The organism is Winogradskyella alexanderae, from assembly GCF_020166335.1.
In the GTDB taxonomy this organism is placed as follows: Bacteria; Bacteroidota; Bacteroidia; order Flavobacteriales; family Flavobacteriaceae; genus Winogradskyella; species Winogradskyella alexanderae.
In genome coordinates this window covers 67,376-92,582 of sequence record NZ_JAIUJR010000002.1, presented here as the reverse complement: position 1 = coordinate 92,582, position 25,207 = coordinate 67,376, and the positions used below count along the sequence as shown (strand labels likewise).

17 protein-coding genes are annotated in these 25,207 nt (G+C 35.9%); 15 read left to right on the top strand and 2 right to left on the bottom strand.

Going from position 1 to position 25,207, the window contains the following annotated elements:
* Positions 1-103 precede the first annotated feature (103 nt).
* From LBU54_RS03830 to LBU54_RS03815, 4 genes are all read left to right on the top strand, one after another.
* Positions 104-2,755, top strand: coding sequence for a lectin-like domain-containing protein (locus LBU54_RS03830; protein ID WP_224526143.1), 2,652 nt, complete (start codon positions 104-106; stop codon positions 2,753-2,755).
* A 252-nt stretch (positions 2,756-3,007) separates the two neighbouring features.
* Positions 3,008-6,298, top strand: a complete 3,291-nt coding sequence (locus LBU54_RS03825; RefSeq protein ID WP_224526140.1) for a glycosyl hydrolase — start codon at positions 3,008-3,010, stop codon at positions 6,296-6,298.
* Positions 6,299-6,311: 13 nt separating this feature from the next.
* Positions 6,312-9,119 carry a S9 family peptidase gene (locus LBU54_RS03820; RefSeq protein ID WP_224526137.1) on the top strand — a complete coding sequence of 936 codons (2,808 nt, stop codon included), beginning with the start codon at positions 6,312-6,314 and terminating at the stop codon, positions 9,117-9,119.
* 51 nt (positions 9,120-9,170) lie between these two features.
* Complete coding sequence (locus tag LBU54_RS03815) at positions 9,171-10,001, top strand: dienelactone hydrolase family protein (RefSeq protein ID WP_224526133.1); 831 nt, start codon at positions 9,171-9,173, stop codon at positions 9,999-10,001.
* A 113-nt stretch (positions 10,002-10,114) separates the two neighbouring features.
* On the opposite strand, the gene LBU54_RS03810 is transcribed toward LBU54_RS03815, so the two are convergent.
* Both LBU54_RS03810 and LBU54_RS03805 read right to left on the bottom strand, forming a co-directional pair.
* The gene (locus LBU54_RS03810) at positions 10,115-10,849 is read right to left on the bottom strand and encodes a class I SAM-dependent methyltransferase (RefSeq protein ID WP_224526131.1); all 735 of its coding nucleotides are present in this window, start codon (positions 10,847-10,849) and stop codon (positions 10,115-10,117) included.
* Complete coding sequence (locus LBU54_RS03805; protein ID WP_224526128.1) at positions 10,846-12,153, bottom strand: APC family permease; 1,308 nt, start codon at positions 12,151-12,153, stop codon at positions 10,846-10,848. Before LBU54_RS03805 ends, LBU54_RS03810 begins: the two co-directional genes overlap by 4 nt.
* 541 nt (positions 12,154-12,694) lie before the next feature.
* Here LBU54_RS03805 and LBU54_RS03800 point away from each other — a divergent pair.
* From LBU54_RS03800 to LBU54_RS03750, 11 genes are all read left to right on the top strand, one after another.
* Positions 12,695-13,495, top strand: coding sequence for a sulfite exporter TauE/SafE family protein (locus LBU54_RS03800; protein ID WP_224526127.1), 801 nt, complete (start codon positions 12,695-12,697; stop codon positions 13,493-13,495).
* Positions 13,496-13,568: 73 nt separating this feature from the next.
* Positions 13,569-14,984, top strand: a complete 1,416-nt coding sequence (locus LBU54_RS03795) for an MBL fold metallo-hydrolase (RefSeq protein WP_224526125.1) — start codon at positions 13,569-13,571, stop codon at positions 14,982-14,984.
* Between the two features lie 120 nt (positions 14,985-15,104).
* Positions 15,105-15,461, top strand: coding sequence for a rhodanese-like domain-containing protein (locus tag LBU54_RS03790; RefSeq protein ID WP_224526120.1), 357 nt, complete (start codon positions 15,105-15,107; stop codon positions 15,459-15,461).
* Positions 15,462-15,471: 10 nt separating this feature from the next.
* Positions 15,472-16,500, top strand: a complete 1,029-nt coding sequence (locus LBU54_RS03785; protein WP_224526117.1) for a c-type heme family protein — start codon at positions 15,472-15,474, stop codon at positions 16,498-16,500.
* A 159-nt stretch (positions 16,501-16,659) separates the two neighbouring features.
* Positions 16,660-16,806: a hypothetical protein gene (locus LBU54_RS03780; RefSeq protein ID WP_224526115.1), complete on the top strand. Its 147-nt coding sequence runs from the start codon at positions 16,660-16,662 to the stop codon at positions 16,804-16,806.
* A gap of 146 nt (positions 16,807-16,952) precedes the next feature.
* Positions 16,953-17,678, top strand: coding sequence for a peroxiredoxin (locus LBU54_RS03775; protein ID WP_224526114.1), 726 nt, complete (start codon positions 16,953-16,955; stop codon positions 17,676-17,678).
* Positions 17,679-17,808: 130 nt separating this feature from the next.
* Positions 17,809-19,266, top strand: coding sequence for an NAD(P)/FAD-dependent oxidoreductase (locus tag LBU54_RS03770; RefSeq protein WP_224526112.1), 1,458 nt, complete (start codon positions 17,809-17,811; stop codon positions 19,264-19,266).
* Between the two features lie 21 nt (positions 19,267-19,287).
* A complete protein-coding gene (locus LBU54_RS03765) occupies positions 19,288-19,428 on the top strand; it encodes a hypothetical protein (protein WP_224526110.1) in 141 nt (46 codons plus the stop codon).
* Positions 19,429-19,555: 127 nt separating this feature from the next.
* Entirely contained in the window at positions 19,556-20,872 is a 1,317-nt protein-coding gene (locus LBU54_RS03760; protein ID WP_224526107.1) for a TolC family protein, read from the top strand.
* Between the two features lies 1 nt (position 20,873).
* Positions 20,874-21,965 carry an efflux RND transporter periplasmic adaptor subunit gene (locus LBU54_RS03755; RefSeq protein ID WP_224526104.1) on the top strand — a complete coding sequence of 364 codons (1,092 nt, stop codon included), beginning with the start codon at positions 20,874-20,876 and terminating at the stop codon, positions 21,963-21,965.
* A gap of 32 nt (positions 21,966-21,997) precedes the next feature.
* A complete protein-coding gene (locus LBU54_RS03750; protein WP_224526101.1) occupies positions 21,998-25,198 on the top strand; it encodes an efflux RND transporter permease subunit in 3,201 nt (1,066 codons plus the stop codon).
* Positions 25,199-25,207 lie beyond the last annotated feature (9 nt).

The window sequence follows — 25,207 nt, the reverse complement described above, 5'->3', positions numbered from 1 at the left end:
ATATTGTTACTTTCTGTATCGGTAAGTAACTTATTCGAATCAATAAGATGTAAAAAAAATTGACAACACTACAGAAATTAGATACTGTTAAACCAAAGACCGAATGAATCAAAGCAGAGATAAAATAGTATATCCAATATACCTACTATCAATTCTCTGTTTTTTCTTTGGAGCTAACAAATTAAACGGTCAACTCAATGCTGTGATTGCAGGAGATGCCATTGACCAAGGAGACAATTGTTACACGATAACACAAGATGTTTTAAATCAATCGGGTGGTGTTTGGTATGATAATGCAATAGATTTTGATGAAGACTTCTCCATATTATATCAAAATAATTTTGGCAGCAAAGATTCCAACGGAGCTGATGGTATGGCATTGGTGTTTAAGTCAACTCCAGCACCTGAAATCGGAAATTCTGGTGGTGGATTAGGGTATCAAGGGATTAGTCCTTCATTAACTGTAGAGTTTGATACCTATCAAAATAATATTCCTGCAGAAGGTTTACTTGCAGACCCGTTTTTTGATCATATAGCCATAATGGCAAATGGTAATCCAGATCATAATAACCCAGCAAGCAATCTAGCTGGGCCAGTGCAGGCAAGTCCTTTTAGCCAAAATATTGAAGATGGGGCAAATCATGAAATTAAGATAGAATGGATTGCTTCTATTACAACATTCAATGTCTATTTCGATTGCGAATTACGGTTAACCCTTGTTTTTGATATTAAGAACAATATTTTTTTTGGTGATGACTCTGTGTTCTTTGGTTTTGTCGGTTCTACAGGAGGATTATCTAATGTTCATGAGGTCTGCTTTAATAGTATTTCGTTTGTGGACAATCTTCAGTTACAAGATGATTTTATTTGTGAAGGTTCTAGTATTATAATAGATGCAACTATTCCTAGTGGTGTAAGTTATACATGGTTGCCAGTTGAAGGGGTTAGTAATCCAAATAGTCCAAACCCAACCCTTTCGCCTACTGTAACAACTACATATACGGTAACTATTGCTGATGTCTGTGGAAATATTACCGAGGAGGAGTTTACTTTATCAGTATTGCCATTTCTGGACCCTATATTTGATCCTATTGCCCCAATTTGCTCAGGTGATGCTTTAAGTCCATTGCCTACGACAGCCATAAATGGTATAACAGGTACTTGGTCGCCAACATTAAATAATAATGCTACAACAACTTACACATTTACACCTGATAATCCGTGCGTAACTCAAACAACCCTGGAGATTCAGGTTATACCATTGCAGTTTCCTGAGTTTGATGCAATAAGTCCTATATGTGCAGGGGAAACCTTGGCGCCCCTACCTACAACTTCTAATGATGGCGTTAATGGAACATGGTCACCAGCTTTGAACAATCTTGTAACCACATCTTATACTTTCACACCAGACATAGGTCAAGGTTGTGCTCAAGAAGTTACATTGGAAATAGAGGTTAATCCTATAATCGATCCAATTTTTGATGCTGTAGAGTCTATTTGCCAAGGAGATACCTTGCAAGCATTACCAGTAACATCCAATAATGGTATTTCTGGAGCATGGAGTCCCGCAATAAATAATACTGTAAGCACAACTTACACATTTACGCCTAGTGCTGGCGAGTGCGCCAATTCCGCAACGCTTTTTATAGAGGTCGTACCAAATGAGATTCCTTTGTTCGATGTGATTCCACCAACTTGTGAAGGAGAGATTCTCGAGGCATTGCCAACAACTTCATTAAATGGATTAACAGGAACTTGGTCACCAGTATTAGATAATACACAAACAACAACATATACGTTTACACCAAGTGGCGACCAATGCGCTTCAGCAGTGGATATAACCATAGAAATTCTTCCTAATGAAATTCCTGAGTTTGATGCTTTTGGTCCAATTTGTCCCGGACAGTTTATCGATGAATTACCCACAACTTCAAATAACGGTTATACTGGTACTTGGTTGCCAGAAATCAATAATTTTGAAACTACTACCTATACCTTTACACCTAACCCCGGCCAAGGTTGCGTTGTTCCGACAACAACAGAAATTATAGTTACCGACCCAATTATTCCAGTCTTTGATGAACCGGGTTCAATTTGCAATGGTGATACCTTAGATGATTTACCCGTAATGTCTTTGGATGGAATCATAGGAACCTGGTCACCTGAATTAAGTAATACAGAGACCACGACCTATACTTTTACGCCAGATCCTAATCAGTGCGCTATAGAAACTACATTGACTATTGAAGTTATTCCTATCTCGGAATTAGCTTTGGAAGTTGAGGTAATTTCTGAGCCTTTTGCTCAAAACCAAAGTGTTGTTGCAACTGTTATTGGTGGTGCAGGAAATTATCAATATCGATTGGACGATGGTTCATGGCAAGAACAGAATAGCTTTAATAATGTTAATGGGTGTGAAGAGCATGTTATAAGAGTGCGTGAGGCATCAGGATGCAGCAATGTGGCATTAGAAGAATTTAGAATATTGAAATTCCCTAAATTCTTTACTCCTAATGGCGATGAATTTAACCCTTTTTGGAATATAGATTGTTTAAACGATCAGCCAGGGGCAGAGGTCTCAATATTTGACCGCTACGGAAAATTGTTGAAAGTTATCTCTACCCAAGGTTTAGGTTGGGATGGTACATTTAATGGAAGACCTATGCCAACAAATGATTATTGGTTTAGAGTAGAGTATTTATTAGCCGATGGTTCTCAAACATCATTTAGTTCGCATTTTACCTTGAAGCGCTGATCTATCTATCTTAATAGCTTAAACAAGGGGAAATTATAGCTTTTAAATTAGATATATCCTAGTCGCTCAACAAGGTTGATTTTTTTTTCATTTTTTAGTTTTCTTAAATAATTTTTTAAAAAAAGAGTATCTTTAGGAGCCTTCAAAAAAACTATAATGAAATAACCTGAAACGTTAAATTTAAATGATAGTCCAACTCGGTTATCATTCAGTATTGTTTAAAATTATAACCAACCATCAGATTTCTTTATTATGAAAAAAATCTCATTAGTTGTACTAGGTATTCTACTTAGTATCAGCTCAGTTTGTGATGCCCAAAAAAAATCAAAAAAGAATAGTGCCACAACAGCTCCGCTAGATGAAATAAGTTTATCGGGCCTTAAATGGCGTAATGTTGGCCCAGCACTAACCTCTGGCCGTATTTCAGATTTTGCCTTCAATCCTAAGAATCCATTTGAATATTATGTAGCGACCTCATCAGGAGGCGTTTGGAAAACAGTAAATTCAGGTGTAACCTATGAACCTATATTTGATTCTCAAGGATCGTATTCCATTGGCTGTATAACAATGGATCCCAATAATTCTAATGTCATTTGGGTCGGTACAGGCGAAAATAACAATCAACGGTCTGTAGCATATGGTGATGGTATTTACAAATCTTCAGATGGTGGGAAGTCATGGAAACATATGGGACTGAAAGATTCTGAGCATATTGGTAAAATCATTGTTCATCCAGATGACTCAGATATAGTATACGTTGCTGCAATTGGTCCCTTATGGAGCAAAGGTGGTGATAGAGGTTTGTATAAAACAGAAGATGGTGGTGAAACTTGGACCTCAATAATCGAGGTTGATGAGCATACAGGTGTAAATGATGTTGTTATGGATCCTAGAGATTCTAATGTTTTATATGCTTCGACATTACAAAGACGTCGACACGTATTTACCTATGTTGGTGGTGGACCTGGATCTGGTTTGCATAAAAGCGTAGATGGCGGTAAAACATGGGCAAAGATTAACAGTGGTCTACCAAACGAGGAATTAGGACGTATTGGACTAGCCATTTCACCTGCAAATCCTGAGATTATTTATGCTATTGTTGAAGCTGCAAATGGTAAAGGAGGCTTTTTCGCTTCAACTAATAGAGGCGCTAGTTGGGAAAAACGCAGCTCACATGTAACAAGCGGTAATTATTACCAAGAAATAGTTGCGGATCCAATTGATGAAAACACGGTCTACTCAATGGATACATGGATGTCAGTGACTCATGATGGTGGTAAATCCTTTAATATGGTTGGAGAGGATACCAAACACGTAGACAATCATTGCATGTGGATTAATCCCAACAATAATAAACATTGGATTGTCGGTTGTGATGGTGGTATCTACGAAACTTTTGATGCAGCCAAAACATGGGACTTCAAAAAGAACTTACCAGTCACGCAATTCTACAAGGTTGCTGTTGATAATGACTATCCTTTCTATAATATATACGGCGGAACACAGGATAATTTTAGTTTGGGCGGACCTTCACGTGTATTGACTAATCATGGTATCCGTAATTCAGAATGGTTTATAACCAATGGAGGAGATGGTTTTGAATCGCAGATAGATCCTAACAATCCAAATATTGTTTACGCACAATCTCAATATGGCGGTTTAGTTCGTTTTGATAAAAAAAGTGGCGAATCCGTTGGTATTAAACCAAAAGCAAGAAAAGGAGAAAATGCCTATCGTTTTAACTGGGATGCACCGTTGGTTGTGAGTAGACATGTACCTGGTCGATTATATTTTTCAGCCGAGAAAGTATTTAGATCAGACGATTATGGTAATAGTTGGGATGTATTAAGTGAGGACTTGTCACAACAGATTGATAGAAATAGCCTAAAAGTATATGATCGTGTAGTGAGTATTGATGCGGTTATGAAAAATGGTTCCACATCACAATATGGAAGTATCGTGGCATTTTCTGAGTCACCTTTAAACAAGGATTTTTTAGCGGCTGGTACTGATGACGGACTCGTGCATATTTCAGAAGATGGTGGGCAAAATTGGCGAAAAATAGCCAGTATATCTGGTGCTCCAAACCAATCCTACGTTAATAGTGTTTATTTATCCAAACATGATGAAAATGTTATTTATGTAGCATTTAACCATCATAAATTTGGTGACTTTAAACCATATCTGTTTAAATCGAGTAATAAAGGGCAAAGTTGGACGGCAATTCAATCTAACTTGCCAGAACGTGGCAGTGTTTATGCTATAGAGGAAGATCACGTAGATAAGGATTTAATTTTTGTGGGTACAGAGTTTGGTGTGTTCTTTTCACCAAATCAGGGTCAGAATTGGAAACAACTCAAAAATGGATTACCAACTATTGCGGTCAGGGATATTGCCATTCAAGAACGTGAAAATGACCTTGTGTTAGGAACATTTGGAAGAGGATTTTATGTTCTAGATGACTATTCTGTATTGCGGAATGTAGAGAATACTGAACCAGAAGATAAAGCCGAAATATTTCCTATAAGAACGGCGTTGATGTGGGAGCAGAGCAGTCCTTTAGGATTGCCAGGAAAATCCTTCCAAGGTGATAATTTCTATACTGCTGAAAACTTGGGGCCAGAGGCAGTAATAACATATTACTACAATAAGGATTTTAAATCTTTGAAAGACGAACGTCAGAAAGCAGAAAAAGAATTGATAAAATCCAATAACGATACGCCATACCCAAGTTATGATGCCTTAAAAGCAGAGAATGAGGAATCTAAGGACGAATTGGTGTTTACCATTAAGGATGCCAATGGTAAAGTAGTTAAAAAGGAATTTAGACCAGCAAAAAAAGGAGTGCAAAGATTCCACTGGAATTTAAGATACACACTTCAAAATCCTATTAATCTGCGTAAACCAGCTTTTTATAATCCTTTTGGAGGTAGAGATGAAGGGACTTTAGTTGCGCCTGGTAACTACACTGTAGAAATGGGCTTGCACAATGATGGGAATGTTACCTCATTAACATTACCAGTTGCTTTTGAAGTAAAAGCTCTAGATAATGTTGAAATGCCTGCTGAAAACAGAGCTGAGAAAGTTTCTTTCCAAAAGGAATTGGCAAAGCTACAAGCAGACTTTGGTATTGCTCAGAACCTGATGTCTGAATCTAGAAATAAGCTGAGATATATTAAAGAGGCAATTAAACGCGCAGAACAACCACTAGGAAATTTATCGAGTGCTGTTGTGGCACTTGAGGATCAGTTAGATTCTGTTCAAATTGAAATGTATGGCGATCCTGTTAAACGCAGATTAGATATTGATCAACCGCCTTCACCTTCCAGCAGATTGGGGTCAATTGGATATGAACAAAAGTACTCAACTGCAACACCAACGCAAACGCATCGTGATAGCTATGCTATTGCAAAAGAACAGGTTAAGGCAATCAAGTCTAAGATGGAGCGTATTTTCAATCAAGAACTAAAAAACTTAGAACAACAACTTATAAACGCTGGTGCACCATATACGCCAGGGCGTGGCTATGAAAGCAGAAATTAAAATGAAACTACATATGAGACAATTAGTAATCTTTTCCTTTTTATTACTCACAATAAATATATATGCACAAAAAAAAGTGATGCAACATGAGGATAAAGCCTTGTGGAACAGAATTAGAAATGTTGAAATCTCTAATTCTGGTGATTATATGCTTTATAATCTTGGGCCAGAAGAAAAGGACCAGACACTTCATGTTCAAAAAATTAATGGCGAAAAGATGTTGTCTTATGAACGTAGCAATGGCGGCACTTTTTCTTACGATTCCAAACATGTGGCTTTCACTGTTAATGCACTTAAAGACAGCATACGAGAAATGAAGCGCAGAAAGGTTAAGAAAAAGGATATGCCAAAAGATACCTTGGTAATCTATGATATTCATGGCAAGTCCCTCAAGAAAATACCGAATGTAAAATCTTTTAAAATGCCAGAAAAATGGTCTGGAGTCATTGCGTATATGCTTGAAGCGCCTGAAAAGGCTAAAAAAGATACGGCAAACACAAAGGAGAAGGATACCACGAAAGTTAAAAAGAAAATCAAGAAAGTATCTAAGGACAATGGGTTTCATTTGGTTATAAGAAATCTTGAAAGTGGAGTCGAGGACACCTTACAATATGTACATAGCTATGCTATGGCAAAAGAAGGGCGTCACTTGGTTTATGCTACTTCGGGTGTGGTAGATAGTTTAGGCGGAGGTGTTTATTATTATGATGTAGACAAAGCCTCTAAGACACTATTACTAGCCAGCCATCATAAAACCAAATATCCACAACTTGGCATTTCAGATTCAGGTAAACGTGTTGGATTTGTTGTTGATGCAGACTCTACGAAAAGCTTAATAAAGAAACCTAAGCTATATTCTTGGAATCTCAGTGATACTGAAGCCAATATGATATTAGATTCAGAAAATAGCGATACAAATATGCTTGTTTCTAGCGATCGAAATTTATCATTCTCTGAGAACGAAAGCCGACTGTTTTTTGGTTTAAGAACAAAACCAATTGTTCAGGACACGACATTATTAGACGAAGAAATCGTTAACGTTGAAGTTTGGACCTATGACGAGCCAAGATTGTATACGGTTCAAGAGCTTGATGTGAAGGATGATAAGAAAAAGTCTTATTTGAGTTTGTATGATTTCGATAAAAATAAAATGATACAGATTGCTAATACGGAATATGATTTAGCACGTTATGGTGATGAAGGGAATAGTGACTATGCTGTAGTCGGCAATCAAACACCGTATTTATTACAGAGTCAATGGACAGCGCAGCGACCTATGGATTTACAACGCGTAGACCTTAACACTGGTGAACGCCAAGATATTGATTCTAAGGTGTATGGTGGGTCATCAATCAGTCCAAAAGGAAAGTATATGTATGGATATAGTAGAAAGGATAGCACTTGGTATACCTATAATCTTAATACTTTAAAATATACCGCTTTAACGAAAGGGCGACAATTCTATAATGAATTGCATGATTATCCAGACGACCCTTACAGTTATGGTTCTGCCGGTTGGATGGATGACGATGCTAGATTTCTAATTTACGACCGTTTTGATATTTGGGCATTTGATCCTGATACTGGTGCTTCAGAAAATCTTACTAAAGGTAGAGCTTCTAAATTAAGGTATCGTTATGTTAGGTTAGATAATGAAGAACGTTCCATTTCTTCCAACAAAAACTGGATGTTAAGCACATTTAATGAAGATACAAAATTTGCAGGAACAGCCACTTATGATCCAAATCGAAAATCAGTAAAATTGTTAATGGAAGGGCCTTATTCGTATGGTCAATTCAGAATGGCGCAAAACGATAAGAAAAATCGTTTGCTTTTTACCCAAGAGTCATTCACGGATTTCCCAAATATTTGGGCTACCAATACAAGTTTTAAATCACCAAAACAAATTACAGATGCCAACCCTCAACAAAAAGACTACAATTGGGGAACTTCAGAAATGGTGGAGTGGACCTCTTTAGACGGGAAGCCACTTCGAGGCATGTTGATTAAGCCTGAAAATTTTGATCCTAACAAGAAATATCCAATGATTGTTAATTTCTATGAAAGAAGCTCTGATGGGTTGTATCGACACCGTGCACCGAGTTACGGCCGTAGTACAATTAATTATCCATTCTATGCAAGTCGAGGTTATGTGATTTTTAATCCAGATGTGTATTACAGAGATGGATATCCTGGTGAAAGTGCTTTTAATTGTGTGATTCCTGGGATCACCATGCTTATAGGAAAAGGATTTATTGATAAGGATAATATTGGTGTTCAAGGTCATAGTTGGGGAGGGTATCAAATTGCATATCTCGTAACAAAAACAGATATTTTTAAAGCAGCCGAATCTGGAGCTCCTGTTCCTAATATGATAAGTGCATACGGTGGTATAAGATGGTGGACTGGGTTAAGTCGTCAATTCCAATATGAACATACACAGAGTAGAATTGGAGGTACGCCTTGGGAATACCCACAGCGCTATATTGAGAATTCTCCAATATTTAACATTGATAAGATAAACACGCCATTACTCATTATGCATAATGACGCTGATGGTCACGTGCCATGGTATCAAGGTATTGAGTTCTTTGTGAGCTTAAGACGATTAGGAAAGCCTTCTTGGTTCTTAAATTATAATGATGAGCCACATTGGCCTTTAAAAATGCAAAATCGAGTTGATTTTAATATTAGAATGGCGCAATTCTTCGATCACTATTTAAAAGGGGAACCAAAACCCATTTGGATGGATCGTGGTGTACCTGCCATAGAAAAAGGTATAAATCAAGGTTACGATTATGTCGAGGGAGATAAGGACTAGAAATTGTCGAATCAGAAAGAATATGTAATGAAGAATCAAAACTTAAATACAATGAAACAAACAAGCCTATTTCTAATAATGGTTACTCTTTTATTTTGTGTTTGCTGCAAAAACAAGATAAACAATAGCGATGCATCAGCAACCGAGATTCAATCAATTAAGATAAAAGGCACAGAAGTAATTTATGCCACAGATTCAACCAATTTGAAGGGTTACATAGCATATGACGAAAATATTACAGAAAAACGACCAGCTGTTCTTATTGTTCACGAGTGGTGGGGACATAATGAATATGTACGTGAGCGTGCCGATATGTTGGCAGAATTAGGTTATACTGCAATGGCTGTTGATATGTATGGCGATGGCAAACAAGCAGCACATCCAGATGATGCTGGTAAGTTTGCCAGAAGTGTTTTTATGAATTTGCCCGAAGCTAAGGCACGTTTTAACGCAGCTGTCGAGTTGCTAAAAACTCATGAATCTGTTGACACTGATAAACTTGCAGCTATAGGTTATTGCTTTGGAGGTAGCGTTGTGTTAACCATGGCTAATAGTGGAGCCGATTTAGATGCCGTGGCTGCCTTTCATAGTGGCGTGGCACTTCCAGTAATGCCAAATGATCAATTAAAAGCTCGTGTCTTAGTGTGTAATGGTGGGGCAGATCCGTTTATAAGTCCTGAATCCATAACTACATTTACTAAAGCAATGGATTCTATTGGCGCTAAGTATGAATATATTGCTTATCCTGACGTATTACACAGTTTTACATCAAAGGCCGCTGATGAAAATGCTAAAAAATTCGATTTGCCATTGGCCTATGATGGGGAAGCGGATACCAAGTCGTGGAATAGTCTTCAACAAATGCTAAATGAAGTATTCTAACGCAAGCAAATTGACTTAAAAAAAGTGAGCTGGTCTATTTTCAATACAAACTAGCGCTCAATATAGATTCAGGTCAAAAACAAATTTTATCAAATTTTTTTATCCTTTCAGGATTATTTCGCCTTAATTATATATTGATAGGGTAGCAAATCAACATTAATATCAAAGTTAGAATAGCCGGCTTCTTTTAATTCTGTAATAACCTGATCAATAGAAATTTTGTGATCTAGAGGTGGTCCTACAGGAGTCTCGCTTTTAAAGAAATCTATCAATACTAACTCACCTGTACTTTTTGTTCCTGTTTTTACTTTTGCAAAATAGTCACTTCTGTTTTCAATATGGTGATAGGTATTTACAATCAAAACCATGTCTACTTCATTTGGCTCTAAGCTTGGATTATTATAAGGTATTTTTCGAAGAGTAATATTTTCAAGTTTATTATTTTCAATTCGCTTTTTAAGAGCTTCCTGGAATTCTTCACTTACATCTGCTGCGATTACTTTTGCTCCTTTTTCAGCTAGTTTTACTGAGAAGTATCCTGATCCTGCGCCAATATCCATTATGGTCTTATCAGAAATATTGCCTAAGTATTGTAAAACCTTTTCGGGTTTCTGATATGCATCCCTTTCAGGCGATTCAAAATTTTTGATTAATTCTTCAACAGGTTTTTTATGCATATACGCATTCGCTGATCCGGAATGGTGTCTGTTCCGTTCTTGATGCTTTTTGTGATGTTTTTCTATCGGTTCTTTCTCAGGGGTAGTCTCTACCTCTTTTTTGTTAGTTTCGCCGCATGCGCAGAATAAAACTATTAAACTGGCCAATGGTAAAAAATGTCTTGTTTTCATTTTAATCTATTGTTTAATTTATAACTCCAAAAATAGGTTAACAAACCCAAAACTAAATTGGTAAAACCAAATAGAGATTCGATAGGCTTATTCAGAAATGCATAAAAAATCATCCAAAGCGATAAAAGGATATAAATAATCTGGAAGACAGGGAATATTGGACTTTTATATCCACTTTTTGAATAACTACCTTTTTTATATCTAAGTTTAAATACTCCAATAACAGTAACCATTGAAGATATAGTTAGTAAAACACCGCAATAAATTAGAATTTGCTCAAACGTTCCGGTAATTATTAACAGCCCACATATTAGAAACTGAAACCATAAAGCTCTATTAGGTAATTGGTTTTCTTTAGTCTTAAAAACATGCCAAAATTTATAATCTTTGGCGATACTTGACGTAACTCTTGAGCCTACCCAAACCATAGCACTTATGCCAGAAATCAGCAAAAGTGAAATAGCCAAACCAAATAAGGACCCATAATATTCTCCTAAAATTTTGTTCATAGTGATATTACCGACATCCAGTTGTCCTTTAAGTTCGTTTAGTGGAACATGTTTTAAAAAAATAAATTGTAGCAGCGTGTAAAGTAGCGTAACGATAAGTGTGCCCCCAATTAAAGCAATGGGCAAGGACTTTCTTGGATTATGTATTTCTTCAATGATATATGCAGCGGCGTTCCAACCAGAATAGGAATAACTAACATAAATAAGGGCAATAGCGAATGCAGGTGATAATAGTTCACTAAAATCAAAGCTGTCAAAAGTAGCCACGTCATTGGATGATACCTCGGTAAATAGGCCAATACCAATGAGAATCAATATCAAAGCTACTTTTAGAAATGTACTAATATTTTGAAATTTTGAACTAACTGTCAGACTTTTTGTGTGAATTGCTGTTACGAGGGCAATTAATACAATACTAGTCCATTTTGGATTGAGATTAAAGAATGGGAAATAAGCCACAAAGGCTATGGCAGACAAAGCTATTGGCGCTGCAAAACCAACCGTTATGGAAATCCAGCCAGATAAGTAACCTACTAATGGATGAAACAATTTACTTAAAAAAGCATATTCACCACCAGAATTCTGTATTTGACTACCAATTTCAGAATAGCTGAATGCACCAGACAAGGCAATGACACCTCCTAAACTCCAAAGTATAAGAATAGTAGTTGGATTTTGTATATCTTCCAGTTGAAATCCTAAACTTGTAAAAGCCCCTGTTCCAATCATATTTGCAACAACCAGAGCAAGACAAGTAAGAGCCGTTATCTTTTTTAGTTTTTTTTGTTTTAGCATTTTACAATTCTAAATCATTTTCACGATTTAATTCAAATTAACAATTGAATTAAATAGTTATCAGCTTCTTAACAACTTTAATAGTTTCGTTAGTTGCTTAAAAATGCAGGCATCAACAATTCAGATTTAATTTTTAAGATACTAATTATAGCTAACTATTTAATTAGATTTTTTATTTTTAAGATAAAAGATTTTAATGGCACGTTTTATAAAAGATCGTTCTGAGGCAAAAGGGTTTAATCCAAGGACTTTAGTGTTTATATGAACCTCGAAAATGAAGCGGTAATGTAATCAAGATATGGATTACAATCCAGTTAACTTTGTAGAGAAAGAACTTGACTCTATTCAAAAGATTAAGTCTAATCGCTCTACTGAAGATGTTACATGGTTAAATAGTATAACGAAGAAAATGGAATTATTAAGTTCAAAATTTAAGTCTAAATAGTGCCACTGTCTGTGTTATTTATCACCTTTGTAACAATGGTTACCAAATAGTCTTTTCCCAACTTTTAGATTTGAAAATAAGCTAAATCAATAAATTATGGATTTAAATCAAGCACTTGGCTACTTTGGCGCACTCTTAATTGGTGTTGTGCTTGGTCTTATTGGTGGAGGAGGCTCAATACTCACAGTTCCTATCTTGGTTTATTTGCTTTTTGTTAATCCCATTACGGCGACAGCTTATTCACTATTTGTTGTAGGAGTATCTTCATTGGTTGGTGCCATAAGAAATATTCAAAAAGGTTTGGTGGATTTTAGAACCGCAATTGTTTTTGCAGTACCAGCTTTTATTGCAGTTTATATAGCTCGAAAATATTTGGTTCCAGCTATTCCGGATGTTCTTTTTAGAGTTGGCGACTTAGATGTGACTAATAATATTGCCATAATGTTATTTTTTGCTTTGGTTATGCTTGTTGCTTCAGTTTCAATGATACGAAATAAGAGTGAGGATAATGTTGAATCATTGGAGGTGTCGTATAACTATCCGCTTATAATTATTGAGGGTGCATTGGTAGGCCTTGTCACGGGAATTGTAGGTGCTGGTGGAGGTTTTTTAATTATTCCAGCATTAGTACTTCTGGCCAAACTACCTATGAAGAAAGCCGTTGCAACCTCACTTTTAATTATTGCTATCAAATCCTTAATTGGATTTTTGGGAGATGTCCAAAATTTAGATATCGATTGGGCATTCCTGTTGCTATTTACTGGTTTATCAATAATGGGCATTTTTGTCGGTATTTATTTATCCAATTTTATTGAAGGTAAGAAATTGAAAAAAGGCTTTGGATGGTTTGTACTTGTAATGGGTATTTACATCATTTATAAAGAACTAACTATGTAACTATTGTTACAGCATTTTTGACAATAGGTTTTTATTTTTAATGACAACACGACTAACATAAACCTTAATTAAAATGAAAATAGAACAAATCTATACAGGCTGCTTGGCGCATGCTGCATATTATTTAGAAAGCAACGGAGAGGCAGCGGTTTTTGATCCACTTAGAGAGGTACAACCCTATATTAATAGGGCAAAATTAGACGATGCAAAAATCAAATATATTTTTGAAACACACTTTCATGCAGATTTTGTTTCAGGCCATTTGGATTTAAAGAATAAGACAGGAGCCGATATTGTGTTCGGTCCTACCGCAAAACCAAATTACGAAGCGATAGTAGCGGAAGATGGGCAAGTATTTGAAGTTGGTGCATACAAGGTTAAAGTAATTCATACACCTGGACACACAATGGAGAGTACTACCTATTTACTAATTGATGAAAATGGAGAGGAGCATGGTATCATAACAGGTGATACACTTTTTATTGGAGATGTAGGTAGACCTGATCTTGCTCAGAAAGTAGTTGCAGAATTAACACAAGAAAAATTGGCCTCTCATCTTTACGACTCCTTGAGAAATAAAATTATGCCTTTAAGCGACGATTTAATTGTATATCCAAATCATGGTGCCGGATCTGCCTGCGGTAAGAATATGAGTAAGGAAACTACGGATACCTTAGGTAATCAAAAGAAAACCAATTACGCTTTACGTGCAGATATGACAAAAGAGGAATTTATAGAAGAAGTTTTAGCTGGATTAACTGAGCCACCTGGATATTTTCCTCAGAACGTTATGATGAATATAAAAGGCTATGAAAGTTTTGATAAGGTAATGATAAAATCACAAAACCCATTATCTCCAAGGGCTTTCGAAGTAGCTGCTAACGAGACTGAAGCAATAGTTTTAGATGTACGAAGACATGAAGATTTTATAAAAGGCCATATACCTAGATCAATATTTATTGGTATGGACGGTAATTTTGCGCCATGGGTTGGTGCACTTATTGTAGATGTAACACAGCCTATTCTACTTGTTATACCAAGAGGCAGAGAAGAAGAAGTAGTTACTCGCCTGTCTCGCGTAGGTTTTGATAATGTAGTTGGCTATTTAGATGGTGGTTTTGATGCTTGGAAGAATGAGGGAATGGAATATGACACTATAACTTCAATTTCCGCACACGAGTTTGCTAAGATTTATGAGGATAATAAGGATAATATATTTGATGTACGACGAGAAGGCGAATATAGAGCAGAGCACGTTAATCTCGCAAAGCTTACACCCTTAGATTATCTGAATAACTATTTAAGTGAATTTCCTGAAGATGAAACCTTCTACTTACATTGTGCAGGAGGTTATAGATCTGTAATCGCAGCATCTATTTTAAAAAGTAGAGGCATTCATAACCTGGTAGATGTTGCAGGAGGTTATGGAGCCATAAGAAAAACAGACGTTCCAACAACGGATTATGTCTGTCCTTCAACCTTAAAATAAGATAAGGTTTATTAGTTAGTGAAGGCATGTGTTGCATTTTTGTAGCATGTGCCTTTTGTGTAACAATAGTTACGGGCTTATCAGACATTTTCAATTAGTTTTAGACCAATAATATTAATAATGAAATACGTTATAATTATGTCATTCTTGTCTTCAATTTTTGGTATTGGTAACTCACAAAGTAATGCTGTTCATTTACTATCACCTATCGAGTTTAAAGAGCAAGTTGAAGGTAAGAAAGTTCAGCTTGTGGATGTGAGAACGCCAGCTGAATACAAAAGTGGCCATATTAAGGGAGCAAAAAATATAGATTTTTTCTCGGGTAAGTTTAATATAGAATTCAATAAATTAAACAAGGAAAAACCACTTTATCTTTATTGCAGAAGTGGAAGTCGTAGCAGACAAGCATCAAAAAAACTTGAAGCAATGGGTTTTACTGAAATCTATGACTTAAAAGGTGGAATTTTAAGATATTAAAGTATATAAAATGAAACATGTTATATTAATCATAGCAGTGGCCATTACCGCTCTCAGTTGCAATAACAGCAATAGCAAGAATCTATCTGCTTTTGATAAACAATTAGAAGCAAATAAGCATCCTGGAAAAAAACTAATGGAAACACACTGTTACGTGTGTCATAGCCCAGATGCAGATCACGACAACAGAATTGGCCCTCCAATGATTGCTATTAAAAAGCATTACATTAACGAGGAGACATCTAAGGAAGAGTTCATAGAAAGCATTACCTCTTGGATTAATAACCCGAATGAAAAAGATGCCAAGATGAAAGGGGCAGTAAGACGATTTGGTGTTATGCCAAAACAAGCTTTTCCAGAAAATGCTGTAGAACAGATAGCAGATTATTTGTTTGACTATGAAATTGAACAGCCAGAGTGGTTTGAAGAACACTTTAATGAAGAAAAAGGAAAACAGCATGGCCAAGGCCAAGGGAAAGGACATGGCCAAGGTAAGGGAAAAGGGAAAGGGAAAGGCAGGCATCAACAGCAGGCCCACACAGAAATTAACAGTCTGCCTTATGGAGAGCGTGGTTTAAAGTATGCTTTGTCTACAAAAGCTGTTCTTGGGAAAAACTTAATGGGTACAATTCAAAAAAAAGGGACCTTAGAAGCATTAAATTTTTGTAATGTTAGGGCATATCCTCTGACCGATAGTATGGCTACAACTTTCAGCGCCAATATTAAACGTGTGTCTGATAAACCTAGAAACCCTTTTAATCAGGCCAATGAAACTGAACTTGACTTTATTAATAAGTTTAAAAATGATCTAAAAGATGGAAATGAAATAAAACCTGCGGTCATAGAAAATGAAAACACAGTAACGGTCTATTATCCAATTACCACAAACTCAATGTGTTTGCAATGTCATGGTAAAATAGATAAAGACATAGTTCCTGAGGTTTCCGAACGATTAGCAACCTTGTATCCAAAAGACAAGGCTGTAGGCTATGATATCAATCAAGTTAGAGGAATTTGGAATATTACTTACTCAAAATAGAAGTTTTATTCTATAATATATTCAGATTGTATAAGGTAAAGACATATAGTTTAAATGATTTTAATAGGATTTTCAGAACATTTTATATTAACTGACAAATGTCATCTTTAGACCTGTTTAAACATTGTAATTTTATAAACACAAAAAGAAATTAAGCACATGGTTAATACAGTTTTAGCAGTTTATGATTGGACTAATGGAGTGGTTATGATTTCAATTTTCGCACTAGTCTGTATCATATTAATAGGAGTCTTGGTTAATTTTATGATGGGTGGTAAGGGAAAGAATAATACCGAAGACAACTAACCAAATTATTTATCGTTTTTTTGGGCAACTGAAATTCAGTTGCCCTTTTTTTTGCCCAAATCCAGGTCTTAGAGGTAACAAACGTTACACAGTTTTGCCATAGAGATAGCTAAATTTACAGTTATAATTAAAAATAGTATCACAATATGGAAACTAAGGAAATATTATCAAATGAAATAGGTTTTTCGATGCCGAGAATAGGAGACAAAGCACCAGAATTTACAGCTGTAACTACACAAGGAGAAATTAATTTCCCTTCAGATTATAAAGGTAATTGGGTAATATTATTCAGTCATCCAGCGGATTTTACACCAGTTTGCACATCTGAATTTATGACTTTTGCACATCTGGAAGAGAAGTTCAACAAAGCAAACTGTAAACTGGTCGGTCTATCTGTTGATGGACTATATAGTCATATAGCTTGGTTAAGAACAATTAAAGATAAAATTAAGTTTAATGGTATGAAGGATATTGAGGTTAAATTCCCTCTAATTGAAGACATCACCATGAATGTTGCTAAAAAATACGGGATGATTCAACCCGGTGAGCACAAAACTCAAGCAGTTAGAGCTGTATTTTTTATTGATCCTGAGAGTACCGTTAGAGCTATAATATATTATCCATTGAGTTTAGGTAGAAATTTTGACGAAATCTACAGAGCATTAATTGCAATGCAAACGTCCGACAAATTTAATGTAGCAACACCAGCTGATTGGGAGCCAGGTAAGGATGTTATTATTTCACCAGCAGGATCTTGTGGTATGGCAGAAGAACGTATGACTAATGCCGATGATCTGGATTGTGAAGATTGGTTTTTCTGTACAAAGAAATTAGATAAAGATTTGGTTTTAAAAGAAGTTTTGAAATCTTGATTATGTTTACGGGTATGAGTAAACCTTGTTTCTGTGAGAAGAGCACTTAAAAAGTGCTCTTTTTTTTTTGTAACAATTGTAACGCTATAAAACACCAATTCAAGTTAAATTTATTGAAATAACATAAGACATGTCAAAAATAGTAGTACTAGGAGCCGGAATTTCAGGTCATGTAGCAGCATCTCACTTAAGACGCAAACTTTCTAAGAAACATGAGATAGTCGTTGTTTCACCCAATAGTAATTACCAATGGATACCTTCAAATATTTGGGTGGGAATTGGCAGAATGAAACCTGAGAAAATTTTGTTTCCATTAGCACCATTATATAAAAAGAAGGGTATTAACTATAAACAAGCCAAGGCTGTTTCGTTCTTTCCGGAAGGCGATAAGGATGAAACTAAACCTTATGTTTTATCAGAGTATGTTGTTGGTGAAAAGAAGGGCCAACAAGAAAAAGTAACATATGATTATCTCATAAACGCCACAGGTCCTAAATTAAATTTTGAAGCTACCGAAGGTTTAATTCCTGGACAAAATAAAACCTATTCAGTTTGTACCTATACACACGCAGATCATGCATGGCAAGGCCTTAATAAAGTTATTCAGCAGATGAAAGAAGGTAAAAAGGCTAAAATTCTAATTGGTACTGGTCACGCAAAAGCGACTTGTCAAGGCGCTGCCTTTGAATACATTTTGAATGTAGAACAAGAACTTCGCCGCCATAAAGTACGTGATATGGCAGAAATCACCTGGATTTCAAATGAATATCAACTAGGGGATTTTGGTATGGATGGCATGTTGATGAGTTATGGAAGCATGACTATGAAATCTAGTGAAATGGTTGAGATGATTTTTGAAGATAGAGATATAAAGTGGATACTAGGAGCTGGCGTTAATAAAATTGAAGATGGTCTTGCACATTACGAAAATTTGGAAGGTGAGATAAAAACTGAATCCTTCGATTTTGCTATGTTAATACCTTCGTTTTCTGGTCATGGTTTTAAAGCCTATGATAAAAACAATAACGATATTACAGAAAAGCTCTTTAAAGGATTTATGATTGTTGATGCAGATTATACTGTAAAACCTTATGAAGAATGGTCAGTACAAGATTGGCCTGAGACCTATCAAAATCCGACTTATAAAAATATTTTCGCGCCAGGAATAGCATTTGCACCACCACATACCATATCAAAACCAAGGCAAAGTAAAAATGGAACCGACATATTTCCGGCACCACCAAGGACAGGTATGCCCTCAGGAATCACAGCAAAGCTCGTTGCAGACAATATTATAGATAGTATAAAGAAAGGTGAAGAATCGCTACATCATAAAGGATCAATGGGTAATATGGGAGCTGCGTGTATTGCTTCTGCAGGTTACGGCATGACGCAAGGAAGTGGTATAAGTATTACAACATATCCAATAGTCCCAGATTATTATAAATACCCAAAAACACAAGGTAGAAAATTAGGAAAAACATTTGGGGAAATAGGCTTAGCAGGCCACTGGTTAAAATTAGCCCTGCATCATGCATTTATGTACAAAGCTAAAATGAAACCATTTTGGTGGCTAATTCCAGAATAATAAAATAAAAACTGATAAACCATGACACAAAGAATTTCAAAATACCAACGTTTTAAAATGATGAATCCAATATTACAATTTTTTAAATTCATCTATCTAAGTATAAAAATCATGATTATAGTTGCAGGTGGTCATGGTGGCACGCGAAAAACAAACCATTGAGTTTGATTGTTTTTTTTGGTTAATACGCATAAGCACCTTTTTAGAAAGGTGCTTATTTTTTCAGTAACCTTTGTTACTAAGAAAAAAGATATCTCGGCTTACTTTTGAGTCAAATAAATAAATAGAAATGCTAAAGAATAAATATATCCTAACATTTATTGCAATTGGTTTTTTTGCATTGTACCATGCTCAAGAGGTTAGGCCTATTTCAAAGTCTGAAGTTCAGAGTATAGTTTCAGAAAACAACCAGAAGATAAAAATATCTACTGAGGCTTTTAATGAAGCCAAAGCAGATTATAGACAAACCAATGCGGTATTTTTACCAAATATATCAGTTGCACATACTGCAATAGCCACAACAAATCCATTAATGGCTTTTGGTTCAAAATTAAACCAAGAAATTGTTACACAAGCAGATTTCAATCCTGATGTATTGAATGATCCGAGTCAAATTCAAAATTTCGCTACGATTTTTGAGTTTCAGCAACCATTAATAAATGCTGACGGTTTTTACCAACGGAAGGCGGCAAGGTATAAGATGCAGGCCATGGCACTTCAAACAGATCGCGTTAAGGATTTTGTGAATTTTGAAGTTGAAAACGCCTACATGCAATTACAATTAGCTTATAAAGCCGTTGCAGTACTTGAAAAATCCTTAGAAGCTGGACTCGCAAATTTGAAACTTGCAAACGATAGTTTTAATCAAGGTTACTTACAAAGGGCAGATGTATTACTTGTCGAAGTGAGGGTAACTGAAATTAAAAATCAACTCCAAACAGCGAGAAGTAATGTCAAAAATGCTTCTAACTATTTATCATTTTTAATGAATGATGAATCTGATGTTGTTTTTCAGCCTATAGATAGTTTAGTTATGAGCGATATTTTATTGGAAACACCAGCCATGGTAGTAACTGAAAATCGTGCAGATATAAAAGCTATGCAATTGGCAACCAATGCCATGGAGACCTTATATAAATCTGATAAGATGACTTTTTTACCAACATTGAATGCATTTGGAAGCTATCAATTGTACGATGAAAACTTGTTTCAATTTGGTGCGGATGGCTACTTAATTGGTGCCGAATTAAAATGGAATATACTCCAAGGTACAAAACGTTTCGGAAAAGCAAAAAAAGCAAAAGCATCATATGAGAAATCCAAGTTAGAGTACGAACAGTACGTATCTCAAAGTAAACTTGAGCTTAATAAAACTAAGCGTTTGCTCGAAGATGCAAAAAGTAAGACCCAACTATCACAATTAGCAGTTGAGCAATCAAGAGAGGCCTTAAGAATTAGAACGAATCGGTTTAGAGAAGGCTTGGAAAAGACAGCAGACCTTCTGTTAGCTGAAACTCAATTTGCGAAGAAACAACTAGAATACTACCAAACTATCTACGAATATAACAGTACTAAAGCTTATTTAAATTTTTTAATGATAAACTAATATGAAAAAATTCTCGATAAATACAATATTTGCCTTTGCCACTTTGCTTGGATTTTTAAGTTGTGGACAAGATCAAAAAGAAGCAATTAAAAATACATCTAACCCTATTTCTGTAGTTGTAGCGAAAGTAGCCGCAAATGATGACAATTCGCCTTTAATAGTCAGTGGTTCTGTAGAAGCAACGAATAGCGCAAGTATTAGCACGCGTTTAATGGGTTATGTAGAACAGATTAACGTTAAGGTTGGAGACAAAGTAACTAAAGGCCAAGTAGTAATTGCTATAAACAGTAGTGATTTACAAGCTAAAAGGGCACAGGTAGATGCTGGTATAACAGAGGCTAAGGCGGCTTTTTTAATTGCAGAAAAAGATTATAATCGTTACAAGAACCTTTTTGAGCAAAACTCGGCTTCTCAAAAAGAGTTAGACGACATCACTGCACATTATAAAATGGCTAAAGCACGCTTAGAATCTGCACAGCAGATGAAGAATGAGATAAATGCCCAATTTGCTTACACTAATGTTAAAGCGCCGTTCAGTGGCATAATTACAGGAAAGTATATAGACGAAGGGTCTTTGGCAAATCCAGGAATGCCCTTATTAGCTATTGAAGCACCTAATAATTTTGAAGTTGTTACTCGAGTGCCTGAAGCTATGATTTCAAAAATTAATAATGGAGAAACTGTAACTGTTACAATCTCTTCTATTGACACAGAATTAATAGGCAAAGTTACGGAGGTGAGCACGTCCTCAAAATATTCTGGTGGGCAATATTTAGCTAAAGTGACTTTAGATACTAAAAATGACAATATACGCTCCGGGATGTTTGCTTCAGTACATTTTCCAAACGTCGTTGATCGGGCATCAAATTCCGATGCGTCTATTTTGATTCCAAAAACAGCAATCATTACTAATGGTCAACTAGAAGGTGTATATACCGTCAGCCAACAAAAGACAGCCGTTTTACGTTGGTTGCGATTAGGCAAATCTTTTAATGATAAGGTAGAGGTTTTATCTGGCTTATCCTCTGGTGAAGAATATATCTTGTCAGCTGATGAGAAATTATATAATGGCGCTAAACTAAGCATAAAGTAATCGTTTTAAGTAGCTAATTTAAATTAAGGAAAATGAAAGAAGGTTTAGCAGGAAAAATAGCCAAAGGCTTTATAAGTTCTAAATTAACTGTGCTCTTAATGATTGTCTTTATGGTCATTGGAGTGTATAGTTCGTTTTTAATTCCACGTGAAGAAGAACCCCAAATTGATGTCCCAATAGCAGATATTTTTGTAGGTTATCCGGGTGCAAGTCCAACAGAGGTTGAGTCTAGAGTTATTAAACCATTAGAAAAACTCATTTCTAACATTAAAGGAGTTGAGTACGTATATTCAACATCTATGCAAGAGCAAGGAATGGTGATTGTTCAGTTTTATGTTGGTGAAGACATTGAACGCTCTTTTGTGAAATTATATAATGAGATCAACAAGCATATGGACCAAATGCCACAAGGTGTCACTTTTCCTTTGGTCAAAACACGTGCTATAGATGATGTGCCAATCCTTGGTTTAACCTTATGGAGCGAGAATTATGATGACTATCAACTAAAGCAAATAGCTCAAGAATTGACGGACGAAATTGAAAAAGTTAACGATGTTGCAGCAACAAAAAAGATAGGTGGTAGAAACAGGGAACTTCGTGTAGTTTTGGACAAGAATAAGTTAGCCTCAAGCGAGTTAGACTTCTTGTCTGTTGCGCGAATGATCGAGGCCAACAACCAACAATTAAATTCCGGTTCTTTTGACAGAAATGACATTGAATTTTTAGTAAAAACAGGTGAATTTCTTCAAACGAAAGAAGATGTCGAAAACTTGGTGGTTGGTGTCTTTAAAAATCAGCCAGTTTACTTAAGACAAGTAGCTACAGTTCTAGATGGTCCTCAAGTACCAGTGAATTATGTGAGTCTTGGATTTGGCGCTGCAAGTGAAAAAAGTAATGATTACAAATCCGAATATCCGGCAGTGACCATTTCTGTAGCAAAGCGTAAAGGTGCTGATGCTATGAAAATCTCCGATATTATCATCAACAAAGTAGAGCGTTTAAGAACTACATTAATTCCTGATGACGTTCACGTTGAGATTACACGTAATTACGGTGAAACAGCATCGCAAAAGGTGTCAGAATTACTAATGCACCTAATTGGAGCAATTATAGCCGTAACCATTGTGGTAATGTTGGCTATGGGTTGGCGAGGTGGATTAGTCGTATTTCTATCCGTACCAATCACATTTGCCCTGACCTTGCTAAGTTATTACTTGCTTGATTATACGTTGAACCGTATTACACTTTTTGCTTTGGTATTTGTCACTGGAATTGTTGTAGATGATTCAATCATAATTGCCGAAAATATGCACAGGCATTTTAAGATGAAAAGGCTACCATTTAAGCAAGCTGCGTTATACGCGATAAATGAAGTTGGCAACCCAACTATTTTAGCAACATTTACCGTTATTGCATCGGTTTTGCCTATGGCTTTTGTGTCTGGTTTAATGGGGCCTTACATGAGTCCTATGCCAATTGGAGCTTCGATAGCCATGTTATTATCGTTGTTTGTTGCATTAACCATAACGCCTTATTTGGGCTATATTTTCTTGAGAGAAAAGGATAAGAAGGCAGATACGTCTTTAGAGGATGAAACTTCAGGAATTTCAGATACTAGAATATTTAAGATATATTCAAAATTTGAAACACCACTTATTGAAAACAAAACTAAGCGTTGGTTATTTCTTGGTGTGACCTTCTTAATGTTAATTGCTTCTGTTGGTTTGTTCTTTACAAAAACTGTGGCTGTGAAAATGTTACCTTTTGATAACAAGAATGAATTTCAGGTGGTCATTGATATGCCAGAAGGTACGACCTTGGAACGGACGGCTTTAGTTGCAAAAGAAATCGGGCAGTACCTTGCTTCAAGACCAGAAGTGGTTGACTATCAAAGTTATGTAGGTACATCTGCTCCCATAACCTTTAATGGGTTGGTGCGTCATTATGATTTACGTGGAGGAAGTAATATGGCAGACATTCAGGTAAATCTAACCGATAAACATGATAGATCTGCACAGAGTCATGATATTGCTAAATTATTAAGACCAGATATTCAAGAGATTGCTTCAAAATACAATGCAAATGTAAAATTAGTTGAGGTGCCACCAGGACCACCTGTATTATCTACCATTGTGGCGGAAGTCTATGGTCCAGATTATGATGATCAAATACGCATTGCAGATTCTGTACAGGAAATACTAAAGCGTACTGTGGATGTTGTAGACATAGATTGGATGGTTGAAGCCGATCAAAAAGAGTTCAACTTTAAAATAGATAAAGAAAAAGCAATGCTAAATGGTGTAGCACCACAACAAATTGCTTATACCATGAATTTGGCATTATCTAACAGACCCGTTACAAATTTGTATGATGAAGATGCTTCAAATCAAGTAGGATTGGTTTTAGCATTAGACGAAAGTGAAAAATCTACCATTAGTGAGATCGCTAACTTAAAGGTTAAATCTGAGTATGGCCATTTAGTGCCCATTGTAGATTTGGTAACTATTGAAGAGGGCATAAAACCTAAGAGTATCTACCGTAAAAACCAAAAACGCGTAGTTTATGTTTTGGCAGATATGGCTGGCGAGTTGGAAAGTCCCGTTTATGCTATTTTAGGTATGTCTGATAAATTACAGGGAATTGATTTGCCAAAAGGCTATAGCATGGATGAGTTGTACATTAAACAACCCGAATTTGAAGACGACTATACTGTAAAATGGGATGGCGAATGGCAAATTACCCTTGAAGTTTTTAGAGATCTTGGTATTGCCTTCTTAGGTGTTATAATTATCATCTATATACTAATTGTAGGCTGGTTTCAAAATTTTAAAGCACCTGTAGTTATGATGGTCGCTATACCGCTCTCCTTAGTGGGTATTGTACTAGGTCATTGGATGCTTGGCGCCTTTTTCACGGCAACATCATTTATTGGGATGATTGCTTTAGCAGGAATCATGGTACGTAATTCGGTACTTCTTATAGACTTTGTAAATCTAAGGTTAGATGAAGGGGTGCCGTTAAAACAAGCTGTAATCGAAGCTGGCGCCGTAAGGACAACTCCAATTTTGTTGACAGCAGGCACCGTAGTCATAGGTGCATTCGTAATCTTGTTCGATCCTATTTTTCAAGGTCTGGCCATTTCACTTATGGGAGGAACTATTGTATCAACATTCTTAACACTATTAGTCGTACCATTAGTGTACTATATGATAGAACGAAAAAATTATAAATAAAGAAAGCAA

Excerpts from the sequence above, each read along its gene's own strand:
- LBU54_RS03780 (WP_224526115.1), top strand. The coding sequence starts at position 16,660 with ATGGTTAATACAGTTTTAGCAGTTTATGATTGGACTAATGGAGTGGTT.
- LBU54_RS03825 (WP_224526140.1), top strand. The coding sequence starts at position 3,008 with ATGAAAAAAATCTCATTAGTTGTACTAGGTATTCTACTTAGTATCAGC.
- LBU54_RS03815 (WP_224526133.1), top strand. The coding sequence starts at position 9,171 with ATGAAACAAACAAGCCTATTTCTAATAATGGTTACTCTTTTATTTTGT.
- LBU54_RS03830 (WP_224526143.1), top strand. The coding sequence starts at position 104 with ATGAATCAAAGCAGAGATAAAATAGTATATCCAATATACCTACTATCA.
- LBU54_RS03810 (WP_224526131.1), bottom strand. The coding sequence starts at position 10,849 with ATGAAAACAAGACATTTTTTACCATTGGCCAGTTTAATAGTTTTATTC.
- LBU54_RS03820 (WP_224526137.1), top strand. The coding sequence starts at position 6,312 with ATGAGACAATTAGTAATCTTTTCCTTTTTATTACTCACAATAAATATA.
- LBU54_RS03750 (WP_224526101.1), top strand. The coding sequence starts at position 21,998 with ATGAAAGAAGGTTTAGCAGGAAAAATAGCCAAAGGCTTTATAAGTTCT.
- LBU54_RS03790 (WP_224526120.1), top strand. The coding sequence starts at position 15,105 with ATGAAATACGTTATAATTATGTCATTCTTGTCTTCAATTTTTGGTATT.
- LBU54_RS03760 (WP_224526107.1), top strand. The coding sequence starts at position 19,556 with ATGCTAAAGAATAAATATATCCTAACATTTATTGCAATTGGTTTTTTT.
- LBU54_RS03770 (WP_224526112.1), top strand. The coding sequence starts at position 17,809 with ATGTCAAAAATAGTAGTACTAGGAGCCGGAATTTCAGGTCATGTAGCA.
- LBU54_RS03795 (WP_224526125.1), top strand. The coding sequence starts at position 13,569 with ATGAAAATAGAACAAATCTATACAGGCTGCTTGGCGCATGCTGCATAT.
- LBU54_RS03805 (WP_224526128.1), bottom strand. The coding sequence starts at position 12,153 with ATGCTAAAACAAAAAAAACTAAAAAAGATAACGGCTCTTACTTGTCTT.
- LBU54_RS03775 (WP_224526114.1), top strand. The coding sequence starts at position 16,953 with ATGGAAACTAAGGAAATATTATCAAATGAAATAGGTTTTTCGATGCCG.
- LBU54_RS03765 (WP_224526110.1), top strand. The coding sequence starts at position 19,288 with ATGACACAAAGAATTTCAAAATACCAACGTTTTAAAATGATGAATCCA.
- LBU54_RS03800 (WP_224526127.1), top strand. The coding sequence starts at position 12,695 with ATGGATTTAAATCAAGCACTTGGCTACTTTGGCGCACTCTTAATTGGT.
- LBU54_RS03785 (WP_224526117.1), top strand. The coding sequence starts at position 15,472 with ATGAAACATGTTATATTAATCATAGCAGTGGCCATTACCGCTCTCAGT.
- LBU54_RS03755 (WP_224526104.1), top strand. The coding sequence starts at position 20,874 with ATGAAAAAATTCTCGATAAATACAATATTTGCCTTTGCCACTTTGCTT.